Genomic DNA, 13971 nt, shown 5'->3' with positions numbered 1-13971 from the left:
CGCGGGAGTCACTGCTCTTCCAGGTACCGGCAGTACCTCCCTCGGCCGTGCCGGTCCGCATACCGTGGAACGCATGGACGACCAGCGAGCACAGGTCCGGGAGTTCCTCACCTCCCGGAGGGCGCGGATCAACCCCGAACAGGCCGGACTGCCCGCCTTCGGCGGTACCCGGCGGGTTCCTGGGTTGCGCCGAGAGGAAGTGGCCCTGCTCGCCGGCGTCAGCATCGACTATTACGTGCGGATGGAACGCGGCAACCTCGCCGGCGCCTCCGCCGGCGTCCTGGAAGGCCTCGCCCGCGCCCTGCAATTGGACGAGGCCGAGCGCACACACCTGTTCGACCTCGCCCGGGCCGCCGAACCCGGACCCGTCCGGCAGCGCCGCTCGAAGACCGCGGGGGTCACGGCCGATGTGCAACTGGTCCTCGACGCGATCACCGACGCACCCGCCTGGGTGCGCAACGCCCGCCACGACATGCTCGCCGCCAACCGGTTGGCCCGCGCCCTCTACGCGCCGGTGCTCGCCGACGCGCGCCGACCGGCGAACAACGCCCGGTTCGTGTACCTCGACCCGGCTGCGCGCGACTTCTACGTCGACTGGGACCGCGCCGCCGACGACATCGCCGCCATGCTTCGTTCCGAAGCCGGCCGTAACCCCCACGACAAACAACTCATCGAGCTGATCGGCGAACTATCCACCTGCAGTGAGGTATTTCGGACCCGGTGGGCGGCGCACAACGTCCGGTTTCACCGAACCGGGTACAAGAAGATCCGCCATCCCGCCGTCGGAAAGCTCGGGCTGAACTTCGAGGCGATGGAGTTCCCTGCCCATCCCGGCCTCATCCTCCTGGTGTACACCGCACCGAAGGACAGTCCAGCCGCCGACGGCCTCAAACTCCTCGCCACCTGGGCCGCGACCCTCGAAGAAGCCGGCGAGCTCGCCACCCACCGCGGCGCGGAACAGTCTGGCTGACGCCAACGCAGGTCGTACTTGCGTGGATCCTTGTTCAGGGGGCCGACCTCCCCGACTCCCCGGCACCACGCGCGTCTCCCGCGTGGAGGACGACCACCGCGACCGCCGACGTCGTCCTGGCTTCCCGGTAAAGAGGCACGACTCAATTACGTTCCCGCACTTCGTCCCGCAGACCACATCGCTCACCGACGTGACGGCCGCGGCGGAATTCGGGGGCTGCGACGGCCTGATCCTGTCGTCTACCGACGGGATCACACTGGTCTATGCGCGTCTACGCTTCGTGCGAATCGGCGTACCGGTTCTCGAGTTCCCGCATGGCAGGCAGGCCCACCAGGTCATTGAATCCTTCGAACGTGGGTGGCGAAGTCTCGGCCTCGACCGGGGAACCGTCGGTGGAGAGCTCTCGAAGTGAGCGCTGCATCGCTGCTGTGGCTGCGAGAAGCGTCCCGATGGGCAGGAGGAGAATCGAGAAGCCCAGATCGGCGAGGTCGTCGAACGACAGCGGCGGCGATTGCCGCCCTTCCGGGACCTTGAAGACCAGTGGCGCCAGCGGTGCGAGGCTCGATGCGATCTTCTCGATCTCTCGGACGTCATCCGGCGCTTCGACGAAGAGGATGTCGGCCCCGGCATCGGCATAGGCCTGGGAACGCGCGATCGCCGCGTCGGTTCCTTCGATGGATGCCGCATCCGTCCTGCCGATGATCATGAGGTCGGAATCTTCGCGGGCGTCGACGGCCGCCCGAATCTTGCCGAGCATTTCCGCGCGGTCGATCACCTGCTTTCCCGACATGTGACCGCAACGCTTGGGGGTCACCTGGTCTTCGAGCTGGATCGCGGAGACTCCGGCCTGCTCGTAGGTCTCTACGGTCCGCATCACATTGATGGCGTTGCCGTAGCCGGTGTCGCCGTCGACGATGAGAGGAATCTGGACTGCGGCAGCCATACGTCGTGCGTTGTCGACCATTTCGCTGCCAGTCAGCAAGCCGATGTCGGGCTTACCCAGCAGTGCCGCCGAGACCGCGTAGCCGGACATGAATGCAGCCTTGAACCCGGCCTGCTGGACCAGGAGGGCCGACAGCGCATCGTAGGCGCCCGGAACAATCAACGGGCCGGGTCCCGTGAGGAGTTGGCGCAGTGCCCGACGAGCCATCATGCCTCCATTCCGGGCTGGATGACCGCCTTGATCGGCTCATGGCGTCCGACAGCCTCGATTGCGCTCTGCGCGTCCTCCAGCCCGAATCGATGCGAGACGACCTCGGTCAGTGGCAACTGCGCGTGGTAGCGCTGCGCCAGTTGGATCGTCTTGAAGATGTGCCTGGGTCGCGAGAGCGCGGATCCGATGATTCGGACGTTGTCGTTGTTGATCTTTCGAGGTTCCAGCATCGTGGTCCCGGGGGCCGACCATAGGCCGACGATGAGGTAGCGGCCACCACGTGCCACCAGTTGGGTTCCCTCCCCGAACGCCGCGAGCTTTCCCGCGGCCTCGATCACGATGTCGGCGCCCCCGTCCATGACCTCCCTCGCGGCTGCAATGCGCTCCGCGGAGGTGGCGTGCACGTCGAGGTCGATGGTCGATGTAGCCCCCAGTCGCTTTGCCATGTCGAGTCTCGACGCCGGGGCTCCGATCACGACCACCTCGCCGGCCCCGGACAGGCTGGCGACCAAAGTCGCTGCCAGGCCGACGGGCCCAGCGCCCTGGACAAGCACTCTGTCCCCGAAGCGGATCTGGCCCAGGCGCTCCATGGCGTGCAGCACTGTCGGCATCGCGCAACCGAAGGCGATGACCGCCTCGGACGGGGTGTCCTCCGGGACCTTGAAGAAGGTCATTCCGTTCGGAAGAAGCGCGAAGTCGGTGTACGTCGCAAACGGCGTGAGCCGTGGATCCCGGAACCGGCCGGGGGACTGGTTAGGGCACAGGGACGTGTCTTCCAAGACCGTGCATGCGTGACACCGGTGACATGGTTTCAGGGGAACCCAGTAGACGCGGTCGCCCTTCGCGAGGGGATTACCGGCGCTGTCGGTTGTTGCTTCGGGCCCGCACTCGACCACTCGGCCGATGCCTTCGTGACCGAGGACCATCGGCCCGGGCATGGGCACTTCACCGAGGTAGAAGTGGTAGTCAGTGCCGCACACTCCGGCCATTTCCACCGCCACCAGCACGTCGGCCCCGGTGGGCGGGTCCACCGGGGACTCCCAGATCTCCAAGGGTTTGTTGGGCTCGACCAGGACGGCCCTTCTGCCAGTACGCATCTGCTGCATTACCGCCTTCTTCACGTGAGGTTTCAGATCGACAGGCCACCGTCAGCCACTATTGCGCTGCCGGTGATGTAGGAAGCGGCAGGGGATGCCAGGAAACCGACAACCGAGGCGATCTCGCTCGGCTCGGCCATGCGCCCGAGAAGCACCCGCGACACGAGGCCCGCCGCTCCATCGGCTCCGCCCGTAGCCTGCACGCGTTGCTCGCTCAACGAATTCATCATGCGCGTATCGACCGGCCCCGGGCAGACCGCGTTCACCCGAATGCCGTGGGGCGCCAAATCACTGGCTGCCGATCGGGTGAGACCCAGGACAGCGTGCTTGCTCGCCACGTAGGGCGCCAACAGCACCGACGAGCGGAGTGCGGCAACCGAGGCGACGTTGACGATGGAGCCGCCGTCCGCGAGCAACAGCGGCACCACGTGCTTGATGTTGAGCCAGGTTCCGCGTGCGTTGACGGCCCACACCCGATCGAACTCTTCTTCGGAGTACTCATGGATCGCGCAGACGCGGCCCTCGATACCTGCGTTGTTGACCAGAAGCCGGATCGGGCCGAGTTCGGCCCCCGCGCTCTGCATGTAGTGCGCCACTGCCGCGCCATCCGTCACATCGGCGACGTACGTCCGGAGCTCGGCAGTCGGAACCTCTGCGCGGACCAGATCCGCCACGCGGTCCAACTGCTGCTGGTCGCGGTCCACGAGCGCCAGAGCGTAGCCGTCGTGGGCAAGTTGGACAGCGGTGGCGGTCCCGATGCCACCACCGGCACCGGTGAGGATCGCCCCGCGCGAACGTGCCGATTCAGATTCAGTCATTCAGTGTGTCCTCCGTATCATCGTTACTTGGTGTCCCAGTCGGTGAGTACCGAACGCAGCGCAGAGAGCGCCCGCTCCGGTGCGTCCCATAAGACCATGTGGCCGGCCCCCGGCACTTTCACGAATCGCGCCTTCGGGTTGGACAGCTTTGCTTCTTCGATGGATTGCCCGGAAGCCATGGGGCTGTCGGCCCCGTAGATCAGCACGGTCGGCTCCGGGACTCCCGGCCAGAAGTCGAAGAAGTCGTCGCTCTCGAAGCCCTCGTGTGTTCGAGCGATGGCTTCGTCCGCGCAACTCGACAGCCAGCGAGCACGAAGTCCCAGTTCGCGTGGCGGCCAGGTCGGCCAGGTTCGCGCCATGTCCGCCGGATCCAAGCCGCGCCTCGCCGCGACGAGTTGATCCTCGAAGTCGTGCAGCGTGACGGGGTACGGCCCGCGGCCTGGGCCGCTCGTCATCGGTGGGTCGACGAGGATGGTGCCGGCCAGTTTCTCCGCATCGAGGGATGCTGCGAGTCCTGCTACTCGAGCACCCATCGAGTGCCCGAACAGGACCGGTGATTCAAGATGCAGGGAATCGATCACCGCTCGCGTGTCATCGACATAGTCCTTCAAGGAGTACGACTCGGCGCTGTCCGAGAGTCCTCGTCCTCGCATGTCGATGACAACGGGGCGGACGAGGTCGAGCAGCTCGCTCGCTACGAAGTCCAGTGTGATTGCAGGACTGGTGATTCCGGGCAACATCACCATCGGCGGTTTGTTCCCGCCGTAGTCGAGCACGTGGAGTCTCAGTGTTCCTGTGTCGACCCAGCGGCTGGTCGCCCGCAACGATGCGAGGTCGGCGAGGGCCGTTTGGAGGACGGCCCTCGGGCGGCGGACATTATCTGCGGACAACGGCTGCTCCTCGTCGGAGGTCGGGCGAACCCGAAGATAGTTTGTCCACTGATCATCTTGCGTGGTGCAGTCGTTGTCAACCCACATGCCCAGCGCTGGAGGGATTGTTCAGGGTCGCGCGGCGCGGAAGTGGCAGCCCGCGTTGCGCCGGGAAAGTGGGACCCATCCACGCAATGATCAGTACGCAGAGCAAATCCTGGATTCGGATCATCAGTGCTCGAGACTCGCCGTCGGATCGACTCGGTTCGGAAACCGCTCCGGTCGGAGACCTCCGGCTTGCAATCCGCCACTAAGGCTTCCTGGACCTGCATAGATATGCGGCCAGGCAGGTCCCGTGCCGCGCAGGCTCGGTTCGCCGGACCGGCGGTGAGCCTGCGGAGATTTGATTGTCCAAATCCACCCCGCATCTCTTGCGGATGGAGATAGTCCGTGTTCCAATTATCTCCTCGAGCCGCGAGACGAACGTCACATAACTCGGGCGGGCGAAGGAAAGGCTGGCTACATCCAATGTCACAAACCGATCTTCCAAGGAGCGCCATGGCGACGGAATCAGCAGCGGCGAGGCCTGCCCTCGAGTCCGGTCCCAGTGCCCGCAACCAGCGCCGCGCGTACCTGGCGAGTCTCATCGGCAGTGTCGTCGAGTTCTACGACTTCGCCATTTACGGGACCGCCGCAAGCCTGGTCTTCGGTTCGATCTTCTTCTCCGGCATGGCCCCGGCTGCTGGAGTGATCGCCTCGCTGGCGACATTCGCGGCCGGATACCTGGCGCGTCCGCTGGGTGGGGTCGTGTTCGGTCACTTCGGCGACCGAACGGGACGAAAGTCCGTGCTGATGATCACCCTGGTCCTCATGGGTGTCTCCACGATGCTCATCGGACTCCTGCCGACTACTGCGCAGATCGGCAGCCTCGCGCCAGTGCTGCTCGTGACCCTTCGCCTGATCCAGGGGCTTGCCGTCGGTGGCGAGTGGGGCGGTGCGGTGCTGATGTCGGTTGAAACCGGCCCGCAGAAATCTCGCGGACTCTTCGGAAGCGCGACCGGCGTCGGAGCGGCGCTCGGGGCACTTCTGGCTACCGCGTCGTTCGCCGTCTTGGGACTTCTGAACGAGGATCAATTCATGACCTGGGGATGGCGCATCCCGTTCCTGGCATCGGTGGTCCTGATTGCAATCGGTGCCTACATTCGAATGAACGTCCAGGAGAGCCCGGTCTTCGAGGCTTCGGTCGACGAACGAGAGAATGAGACGAAGACCCGCAAGCAGGCACCCTTCGTACACTTGATTCGCAACCACCCGGGACGGCTCGTGCTGGCGCTGTGCGTGTACGTCGGCCCTGTCATGGCTCAGTCCATCGTCAAGATCTTCGTCGTCTCGTGGGGAACGACCCACACCGACGCTTCGCGAGGACTCATGCTGAACGCCCTGACCGTGTCGCTAGCCGTGATGGTCGTCGGTGTGCCGCTCTTCGCCGCGCTTTCGGACAAGGTCGGGCGACGCGTTGTCTACGTGCCGGCAGCGATCCTGTTCGGAATCTTCTCGTTCTTGATCTTTCCCATGATCGGCTCGGGCTCTGCAGCACTCGTGTTCCTGGCCTTCTTCATCTCCATGGGGGTGATCGAATCCGCGTGCCTCGGTCCCGTCGGCGCGATCCTCAGCGAGGTGTTTCCGACCGAATCTCGTTACACCGGTACGTCCTTGGCGTACCAGTTGTCCAGTATGATCGGTGGTGGATTCGGCCCCCTGGTCGCCGCGGCGTTGGCAACGACCCTTGATCTGGGCGTCATTGCGGTATCGCTGATGATTGCAGTGTTCTGCGCGATCAGTGCCGGCTCCACGATGATGCTGGGAGACACTCGAAAGGCCAACCTCACCCGAGTGTGAGAGCGCCGGATCGTGATGCGCTCGAGAGTTGACTCCCCAGGTTAGTCCGTGTGCAGAATATTCCTGACTCGCGCGACGGAGTCGGGCGCCGCGGGAACAAACCGAATCCAGCCCTCGAGAGGCTGCAAAACCCGATCACGGGAATCCACGATGTGGGAATGGCGCAACTGCTGTTTCCTTCGTCGCGCTACATCACGACATGCCCGGCCGTAGGGGCAGTATGAATTTATCGAAAAGACAAAGGGAGCTCGAGGAAAATGACGCATTGGTCTGCTGATTATGGTTGGCGTGGCAAGGTCGGGTTGATCTCTACACCGGTTATCGAGAACGCTCACGTCGAGCTCGCGCGTGTCGCTCCGGAGGGAGTGGGTGTATACCAGACCTTCCCGTACGTACCGAACTTCCGCGTGGATGCCACGAATATCAAGCGGGCAGTCGAGCAGCTCGAGACCTCCGCCGCTGCACTCGGCTCGGCCGGCGTCGATATCGTCGGCCAGGTCGGCACGCCGTTCTCGTTCGCCGGCGGTACGGGTCTCGAGTGGGCCGAAGACATTTCCACAAAACTGGAAAAGGCCTCCGGGAAACCCGTCGCATTGATGGGCCTGTCCATCGTCGAGGCACTGCAGGAGCGGGGGTACAAAACCGTTGCCATCTCATCGACTTACTACAGCCGAGAGCTGAGTGAGCGGTACACGCAATTCCTGGAGGCCGGCGGCATTCGTGTGCTGACCATCAAGAACTGGGTCGACCAGAAGCGCTTCCCCGACGAGGAGTCGGTGGACGGTAGGAACCTCTGGTACCCGGCCAGCTACGCGTACAAGAGTGCGCGTGAGGTCGCGGCCGAGGCGCCCGAGGCAGACTGCATCATCATGTCCGGCGCCGCGGTTCACACGATGGACATCATTGCGCCGCTCGAGGCAGATCTTGGGAAGCCCGTGATCTCCAGCGACGCCGCATTCTTCTGGAAGATCCTCAGTCTCCTCGGCGTTCGCGAGACCTCCGGTGGCTGGGGCTCCCTTCTCGACAGTCTGTGATGCATATGCGGCGCTTCACCATCCGACGAGCATCGCACGGGCCCACCGCGCGCTGACACCATACGACCCTGTTTGGCGACGGGCGCACTCGTACCGGAACCTGTTGCGCAGGAACGTATTATGTGCCGTGAACACAAGATCGTCGAAAATCCTTACTGCTGAGCATCGGCGAGGTGATGTGCCGGCGCCTGGCGGTACAGCAGTGGATGTCGTATCGCCCGGGCCGGCCTCGGTTCAAGTAGTCAGGGCACTGATGGCAGCGGCTGGTGACTGCGATTGTGGCAGGATCGCTGAGGTTCTGAGCGGGCACAGCGCCGGGGAATGCGGTGATCGGGCGCACGTCGGTTCCGCTTGCGGCCGGAGATAGTGTGTGATCGGATTACCTCTGAATCAATTGCTGGTCAGCATGTCTCGGTAGCGACCTGGACAGGACGAATCGGGACATATCGCGCCCCCGGGTCAGGAGTGGCCAGGGGGCGCGGTAGCAACTGAAGGAGGCACAGGGTGGAAGTCAATGATGCGCGGACCATCGAGTCCGAAGCGGAGGGGGTCGCGTTCCCCCGTGGGCAGGCCGCCCGGATCTATGCCGCGAGTTTCGTCGGGACCACCATCGAGTTCTTCGACTTCATCGTCTACGGTACGGCGGCGGCGTTGGTGTTTCCCCAGGTCTTCTTTGCCGGGGTTCCCTCCGCCATGGGCATCGTGTTCTCGTTCGCGACACTTGCGATCGGTTACGCTGCCCGACCGCTGGGGGGCATCATCGGTGGTCACTACGGCGATCGGTACGGCCGCAAATCCGTGTTGGTCGCCACGATGGCGGTCATGGGTGTGAGCACGTTCCTCACCGGGTTGTTGCCACCGTCGACAAAGATCGGCATCCTGGCACCGATCCTCCTCATCGTGCTGCGCGTGGTGCAGGGTGTCGCGGTTGGTGGTGAGTGGGGCGGTGCTGTGCTGATGGCGGTCGAGCACGCCGGCAAGAAGAAGCGAGGTTTCTCCGCCACCGCCGTTGCCATGGGCTCGGCATGCGGTGTATTCCTGGCCTATGCGTCGTTCGCTGCTCTCGGCTTCCTTTCCGAGGAGCAGTTCGAATCGTTCGGGTGGCGTATCCCGTTCGTGGCGTCGATCGCGCTGGTGATCGTCGGCATGTACATCCGACTGAAGGTCGAGGAGTCTCCGGTTTTCCTGGAAGCAAAGAAGGAGGCGCCGGCAGAGTCCGAGCGGCGGTTGCCGATTTTTTCCCTGATCAAGGAACAGCCAGGCCGCACCGTCGTCAGCATCCTGACCTACACGGGGCCGTTCATGGCGCAGGCGATCCTGACGACCTACGTGATTACCTATGCAACAACGGAGTTGGGGTTGCCGAGGCAGGTCTTCCTCAATGCCATGATGATCTCGTTGCTGGGCATGATGGCGATGGTCCCCGTGCTCGGTGCACTCTCCGACAGGATCGGACGTAGGGCGATCTACGTTCCGGCCTGCCTGGCCTTCGGTGTCTTCTCGTTCTTCACATTCCCGATGGTGGGAACGGGCCAAACGTGGGTCATTTTCCTGCTCTTCATCGTGGGGATGAGCTTCTTGAACGCCGCAACGCTCGGCGTGGTCGGGTCGATTCTCTCCGAGGTGTTCCCTACCCGGCACCGGTACACCGGTGCGTCTGTGGCATACCAGTTCGCCGGCCTGATCGGCGGTGGCCTGGGGCCGCTCGTCGCAGCGGCAATGGTCGGAGGCGGCATGCACGTGGTGTCGGTCGGAATCATGGTCGGGGTCTTCTGCCTGATCAGCGCGATCGCCTGCTACAGCCTCGGCGACACCCGCAAGCATGAACTCGCGGACTAGCTAGAGGTCGACACGCCGGCGACGCCCCAAGTGCCCCGAGCCCATTGGCTCGGGGCACTTGGGGTTGAACGGCGGATGACATCGACGACGTGTTCGTCCTCAGGGCACTTCTGGAGAGCCATGGCGAGAAGTCCCTGGACGACTTGGCCGGACACCGTGACGCCACCGGTCAGGTGTCGGGGCCAGAATCGAAGTTCTGACCTGCGACACCAGGGCTGACACCGGATCAGCCCTGTCGGTCAGCGACGTCCTCCCAGCGCTGCGCGAGGGAATCCATCATCGAAACGACAATGTCCATCCCCAGGGGACCGAAGCCCTCCATGAGCAGGCCGTCCAACTTCTGCGCACGTCCGACCAGATCCTTCACGGCCGCCTTGCCCTCGTCGGTGAGGTACAGGAGCCGCTTGCGCCCGTCGTCGGCAGGGCGGATCCGAGAGATCAGTCCGCGCTCTTCCAAACGGGTGACGATGCTGGCCATGGTCGATCGATCCAACGAGATGGAAGCTCCGACCATCCCCTGTTCGACTCCCGGGTAGGTGCGGATGGCCATGAGGACTGCCACCTGTGGTCCGGTTGTCGTCGTGTCGACATGGGCGAGCCAAGCCGCTTGGTATGCCTGGTTGAGACGACGAAGAAGGTGCCCCGGTGCCGACATCATGTCGGGTGGGGTTGGGTACTCACGCTTCTGATCGTGATGGTTCATAGCCGGAGTCTCTCGCTGCTTGGCCATGGGCGGAGGGTACGCCTGCCTGTCGGTTGCTGGATGGCTCCCCCGGCATTTGAGTGCATCGATCGTCATATCGATCGCCCGGCCCGGACTCGACTTGCCGCCTCGACGACCAGTAAAGTCCGTGATACGGAGTCGGATTCAGCAGCCCCACCCGGTACCTCAACTTCGAGAACCGGCGTCGCAACGCGGCCAGAGGGCCGAGGAACGCCTGTACCCCCGACTCGACGTTTCGAGGGTCAGACCTCGCGAACCACGTCTCACGACCGGACCCGTCCACGGACGAGTCGGTACCCGAGAACAATCACCACTGTCGCCACCGTCGCCAGCGCAGCCACACGGAGTGCCGGGCCCGCCGCAGCGCCGAGGATGTTGAGCGAATCCTCTTCCTCCGACGCATTGGCTGAGGCACCCGGCTCGCCCGTGGCCCCGTTGAGCTTGTCGGCCAGCCGTGCGGCGAACTGGCCGATGATCTTGTCGGCGACGTCCGACATGATGCCGCGGCCGAACTGTGCCGGCCGTCCGGTGATGTTGAGATCGGTCACCATGGTGACATTGGTCCGCGCGGCACCGGCGGACTCCATAAAGCCCGTGACGACCGCGCGCGCGGATCCATTGCCGCTGGTGTCTCGCCCCTCGGCCTCGATCACCAGGCGTCGGCTCGACTCGTCACGCTTGATGTAGACCCCGGCGCCTTTGTACTTCAACGAGACGGGGCCGAGCTTGACTCGCACACCGCCCGTGAACGAGTCACCTGTGTACTCGGTCAGGTCTGCACCCGGGAAGCAGGGTGCGACGAACTCCGGATCGTTGAACGCCCTCCACACATCGTCGATCGGCGCCTCGATGGTGAACGTGTTGGTCAGTTCCATGATGCTCTCCTGGGTCTTGTCGTGTCAGCGGCGCGACGCGGGCCGGAGCTCGGGGACCGCGAGGTCGCCTCTGTCGACGATCAGTTCGTCGTCGAGGTACAGCGAGCAGTTGCGCATCGGAATGTCCATGTGGCACGGCGTGTCGTTGGGGCCGCCGAGCTCGTTGTTGGGCCCGGTGGAGATCATTACGTTGCCATAGTACGAACGGGTCTCGACCCCGATCACGTTGGGATCCTGCACCATCCCATGCCAGCGCGCGCGCTCGTCGAGGCCCCAACCCACATGGCTCATGCCGAAGCCGCGCGGATCGGCGAAACCGTCGATGTGTGCCTTGACGAAGTCGGAATCGAGGCCGGAATGCCCGTCGACCCCTCGGATGTCCACGATGAAGCCTTTCTCGATCGTGAACTTGACCGGCGACTGCACGTAGGTGTCGAAGGGATGGATGATGTCACCCGGGCTGAGGACGATTGTGCCGTCCACACCGTCGTCGTAGGCGCCGGTGAAGGCGAACCCGCAGCCCCAGTGATCCCAGCGGCCGGGTGTGTCCGTGTAGCCGTACTCGGCCATCGCCGGGTACTTTCCGAGGCGGTAGGTGACGTCGGTGCCGAGGTCATTGGTAATACGAAGGGACTTCGCCTCGGCCAGGTACTTCTGGGAGAGCTCGACGCGGTCTCGCAGTTCCTGCGTCGGGAAGAGACGTGCCAGGACCGGCACAGGTTCGATCGCGGAAAGGACGCGTGTGCCGGCACCCTGGATCTCGAATTGCTCGGGGCTGAAGAGCATCAGCGCACAGTCGACGACCATGTCGGCATTCTTCAATGCATCGACGGCGAGCGGGTTGGAACCGAGCCCCACGTCGCCGACCTGCCAGGCACCAGCCGGGTCGCTGGGGGCCGGCAAGCGCAAGTGGTATGTCTGGGCGCCCAGACGCTGCGCCGCCCACATGAAGGAGTCTGCGTAGGCGGTCCTCTCGTCACCGCGTGTCAGAACGGCGATCGTCTCTGACTCGTTCACTCCGCAAAGCTTCAGTTCCTCCAGGCAAAGCTCGTTGAAGGCAGTCGGATTCATCGTGAAGACCCCTCTCGTGAGGTAGTAATTCGTACACGGACTATCGCATTGGATCCGATGTTTGTTTGCCGTCAATGTTTTGTCAAGCGGTATGGCGGCCTGCTCGAAGTCTCCGCACTGTGAGGCGTGTTTCAGAGCTGTCAATTACGCGAGGCGGGGAGGGTCGGGGGGTGGGGTTTTTCGTTCGAGGATGGCGAGTGTCGAGACATCTATTGCGAAACTCGTCAGTGTGCGTACTATCTAGGTGAGATAGTCGTCCTGGGAGGTAGTCATCAGAACCTCGGCACGGCACCCACCTTGTTTCAGGAGGTTCCATTGAGCAACCATATTCACAGAGTCGTCATCGCGGGCGGAGGCCTCGGTGGTCTCACCGCGGCCTACCTGCTGCGCAGTGTCGGCATGAAGGTCACCGTGCTGGAGCAGGCCAACGAACTCGGGGAGGTCGGTGCCGGCATCCAGACTGCGCCCAACGCGAGCCGGATCCTGATCAACGCCGGCCTGCGGCCCCAGCTGGAAGCGATCAAGACGCAACCGACCAGCCAGGTGCGTCGACGGTGGAGCGACGGCAAGATCCTGGCCAGTCGGCCGCTCGGCGACACCCTGTGGCAAGAGTTCGGGGCGCCGTACTGGCACTTCCACCGCGCGGACCTTCACCAGATGCTCGTCGATGTGTGCTCGGATCCCACGTTGCCCGGACCTGTTGTCGACCTGCACACGAACTCGAAGGTGGCTACCGCCGACCAGTCGAACCCGGCGCTTCCGGTGGCAATCACCGAGGACGGCCGCCGATACGAGGGTGATGTCCTCATCGGAGCTGACGGAGTGCATTCACGGGTGCGTGCCGCCATGGGTATGAGCGAGGAGGAGGACCTCCTCTTCTCCGGGCAGATGGTGTTCCGGGCGATGGTGCCGGGTGAGAAGTTGAAGGCGGACCCTGCTACCCGCTTCCTGTGGGACAGTTTCCATTCGACGATGTGGTACGGCCCTGGTAGGCATCTGGTCCACTACTTCATTCGTGGTGGGGAGTACCTGAACGTGGCTGCGGCCCTCTCCAGTGATGTGAACCTGGACAAGGGCTGGACCGAGGAGACGACAGCCGAGGAATTCATCAGGGCATTCGGCGACTGGGACTCGCGGATCGCTTCGATCCTGGAGAAGGCCGAGGGGCCGATCCTCAAGTGGGCCCTCTTCGCGCACCGGTGCAATCCGGTCTGGGTCCAGGGGCATGTCGGGCTCCTCGGCGATGCCGCACATGCGATGGTGCCGTTCCAGGCTCAGGGTGCCTCGCAGGCGATCGAGGATGCGGCCGTGCTCGCAGAGGAACTCGCCGTCGTCGACAAGGACCAGATCTCCGCTGCGCTGCTGCGCTACGGCGCAAAGCGCGCCAAGCGTGCAGGGATGGTGCAGGAGGCCTCGGCGCAGAACGCCCACCTCTACCAGCTGCCCGACGGACCCGAGCAGGAGCTCCGGGATGAGAAGCTGGCAAGATTCGAGGGAGAGTCGGACGTCTCCTACGAGTGGCTCTGGAACGGAAGGCACGAGCCGATGTCTCCCGCGTATGTCTTCAGCAAGGGGGACCGCCCGGCTCTTGCGAGATTGCAGGACGAATGATCACTCCGTTT

The 13971-nt window shown here is 63.9% G+C and carries 12 protein-coding genes; 5 read left to right on the top strand and 7 right to left on the bottom strand.

What is annotated here, in order from left to right:
• Positions 1-73: 73 nt before the first annotated feature.
• On the top strand, positions 74-970 hold the full coding sequence (locus tag AZG88_RS47290; RefSeq protein ID WP_061701450.1) for a helix-turn-helix domain-containing protein: 897 nt from the start codon (positions 74-76) through the stop codon (positions 968-970).
• A gap of 271 nt (positions 971-1241) precedes the next feature.
• Here AZG88_RS47290 and AZG88_RS47285 read toward each other — a convergent pair whose 3' ends face one another.
• The 4 genes from AZG88_RS47285 to AZG88_RS47270 are packed head-to-tail and all read right to left on the bottom strand — an operon-like array spanning position 1242 to position 4928.
• Positions 1242-2120 carry an isocitrate lyase/PEP mutase family protein gene (locus tag AZG88_RS47285; protein WP_231914464.1) on the bottom strand — a complete coding sequence of 293 codons (879 nt, stop codon included), beginning with the start codon at positions 2118-2120 and terminating at the stop codon, positions 1242-1244.
• Positions 2120-3229: a zinc-binding dehydrogenase gene (locus tag AZG88_RS47280; RefSeq protein WP_061044993.1), complete on the bottom strand. Its 1110-nt coding sequence runs from the start codon at positions 3227-3229 to the stop codon at positions 2120-2122. Before AZG88_RS47280 ends, AZG88_RS47285 begins: the two co-directional genes overlap by 1 nt.
• A 23-nt stretch (positions 3230-3252) precedes the next feature.
• Entirely contained in the window at positions 3253-4038 is a 786-nt protein-coding gene (locus AZG88_RS47275; protein ID WP_061044994.1) for an SDR family NAD(P)-dependent oxidoreductase, read from the bottom strand.
• Between the two features lie 23 nt (positions 4039-4061).
• Positions 4062-4928 carry an alpha/beta fold hydrolase gene (locus tag AZG88_RS47270; RefSeq protein WP_061045008.1) on the bottom strand — a complete coding sequence of 289 codons (867 nt, stop codon included), beginning with the start codon at positions 4926-4928 and terminating at the stop codon, positions 4062-4064.
• 537 nt (positions 4929-5465) lie between these two features.
• Here AZG88_RS47270 and AZG88_RS47265 point away from each other — a divergent pair.
• From AZG88_RS47265 to AZG88_RS47255, 3 genes are all read left to right on the top strand, one after another.
• Positions 5466-6806 (top strand): MFS transporter, encoded by a 1341-nt coding sequence (locus AZG88_RS47265; RefSeq protein ID WP_231914463.1) that lies wholly within the window; start codon positions 5466-5468, stop codon positions 6804-6806.
• Positions 6807-7213: 407 nt separating this feature from the next.
• Positions 7214-7840 (top strand): hypothetical protein, encoded by a 627-nt coding sequence (locus AZG88_RS47260; protein ID WP_156517782.1) that lies wholly within the window; start codon positions 7214-7216, stop codon positions 7838-7840.
• A 504-nt stretch (positions 7841-8344) separates the two neighbouring features.
• Entirely contained in the window at positions 8345-9679 is a 1335-nt protein-coding gene (locus AZG88_RS47255; RefSeq protein WP_005250298.1) for an MFS transporter, read from the top strand.
• Positions 9680-9905: 226 nt separating this feature from the next.
• On the opposite strand, the gene AZG88_RS47250 is transcribed toward AZG88_RS47255, so the two are convergent.
• From AZG88_RS47250 to AZG88_RS47240, 3 genes are all read right to left on the bottom strand, one after another.
• Complete coding sequence (locus tag AZG88_RS47250; RefSeq protein WP_226955592.1) at positions 9906-10409, bottom strand: MarR family winged helix-turn-helix transcriptional regulator; 504 nt, start codon at positions 10407-10409, stop codon at positions 9906-9908.
• Between the two features lie 257 nt (positions 10410-10666).
• Complete coding sequence (locus tag AZG88_RS47245) at positions 10667-11278, bottom strand: SRPBCC family protein (RefSeq protein ID WP_061044997.1); 612 nt, start codon at positions 11276-11278, stop codon at positions 10667-10669.
• 24 nt (positions 11279-11302) lie between these two features.
• Positions 11303-12295 (bottom strand): leucyl aminopeptidase, encoded by a 993-nt coding sequence (locus AZG88_RS47240; protein WP_231914462.1) that lies wholly within the window; start codon positions 12293-12295, stop codon positions 11303-11305.
• A gap of 369 nt (positions 12296-12664) precedes the next feature.
• Between AZG88_RS47240 and AZG88_RS47235 the strand changes: the two genes are divergently transcribed.
• Positions 12665-13960: an FAD-dependent monooxygenase gene (locus AZG88_RS47235; RefSeq protein ID WP_025433441.1), complete on the top strand. Its 1296-nt coding sequence runs from the start codon at positions 12665-12667 to the stop codon at positions 13958-13960.
• Positions 13961-13971: the final 11 nt, after the last annotated feature.

The sequence above is a fragment of the Rhodococcus sp. LB1 genome (assembly GCF_001583455.1).
Classification (GTDB): domain Bacteria; phylum Actinomycetota; class Actinomycetes; order Mycobacteriales; family Mycobacteriaceae; genus Rhodococcus_F; species Rhodococcus_F opacus.
This window is presented reverse-complemented; position numbering and strand designations above follow the sequence as displayed.

What these genes read in the sequence shown, in the direction of transcription:
- AZG88_RS47290 (WP_061701450.1), top strand. Translation starts at nt 74, where the DNA reads ATGGACGACCAGCGAGCACAGGTCCGGGAGTTCCTCACCTCCCGGAGG.
- AZG88_RS47285 (WP_231914464.1), bottom strand. Translation starts at nt 2,120, where the DNA reads ATGGCTCGTCGGGCACTGCGCCAACTCCTCACGGGACCCGGCCCGTTG.
- AZG88_RS47280 (WP_061044993.1), bottom strand. Translation starts at nt 3,229, where the DNA reads ATGCAGCAGATGCGTACTGGCAGAAGGGCCGTCCTGGTCGAGCCCAAC.
- AZG88_RS47275 (WP_061044994.1), bottom strand. Translation starts at nt 4,038, where the DNA reads ATGACTGAATCTGAATCGGCACGTTCGCGCGGGGCGATCCTCACCGGT.
- AZG88_RS47265 (WP_231914463.1), top strand. Translation starts at nt 5,466, where the DNA reads ATGGCGACGGAATCAGCAGCGGCGAGGCCTGCCCTCGAGTCCGGTCCC.
- AZG88_RS47250 (WP_226955592.1), bottom strand. Translation starts at nt 10,409, where the DNA reads ATGGCCAAGCAGCGAGAGACTCCGGCTATGAACCATCACGATCAGAAG.
- AZG88_RS47245 (WP_061044997.1), bottom strand. Translation starts at nt 11,278, where the DNA reads ATGGAACTGACCAACACGTTCACCATCGAGGCGCCGATCGACGATGTG.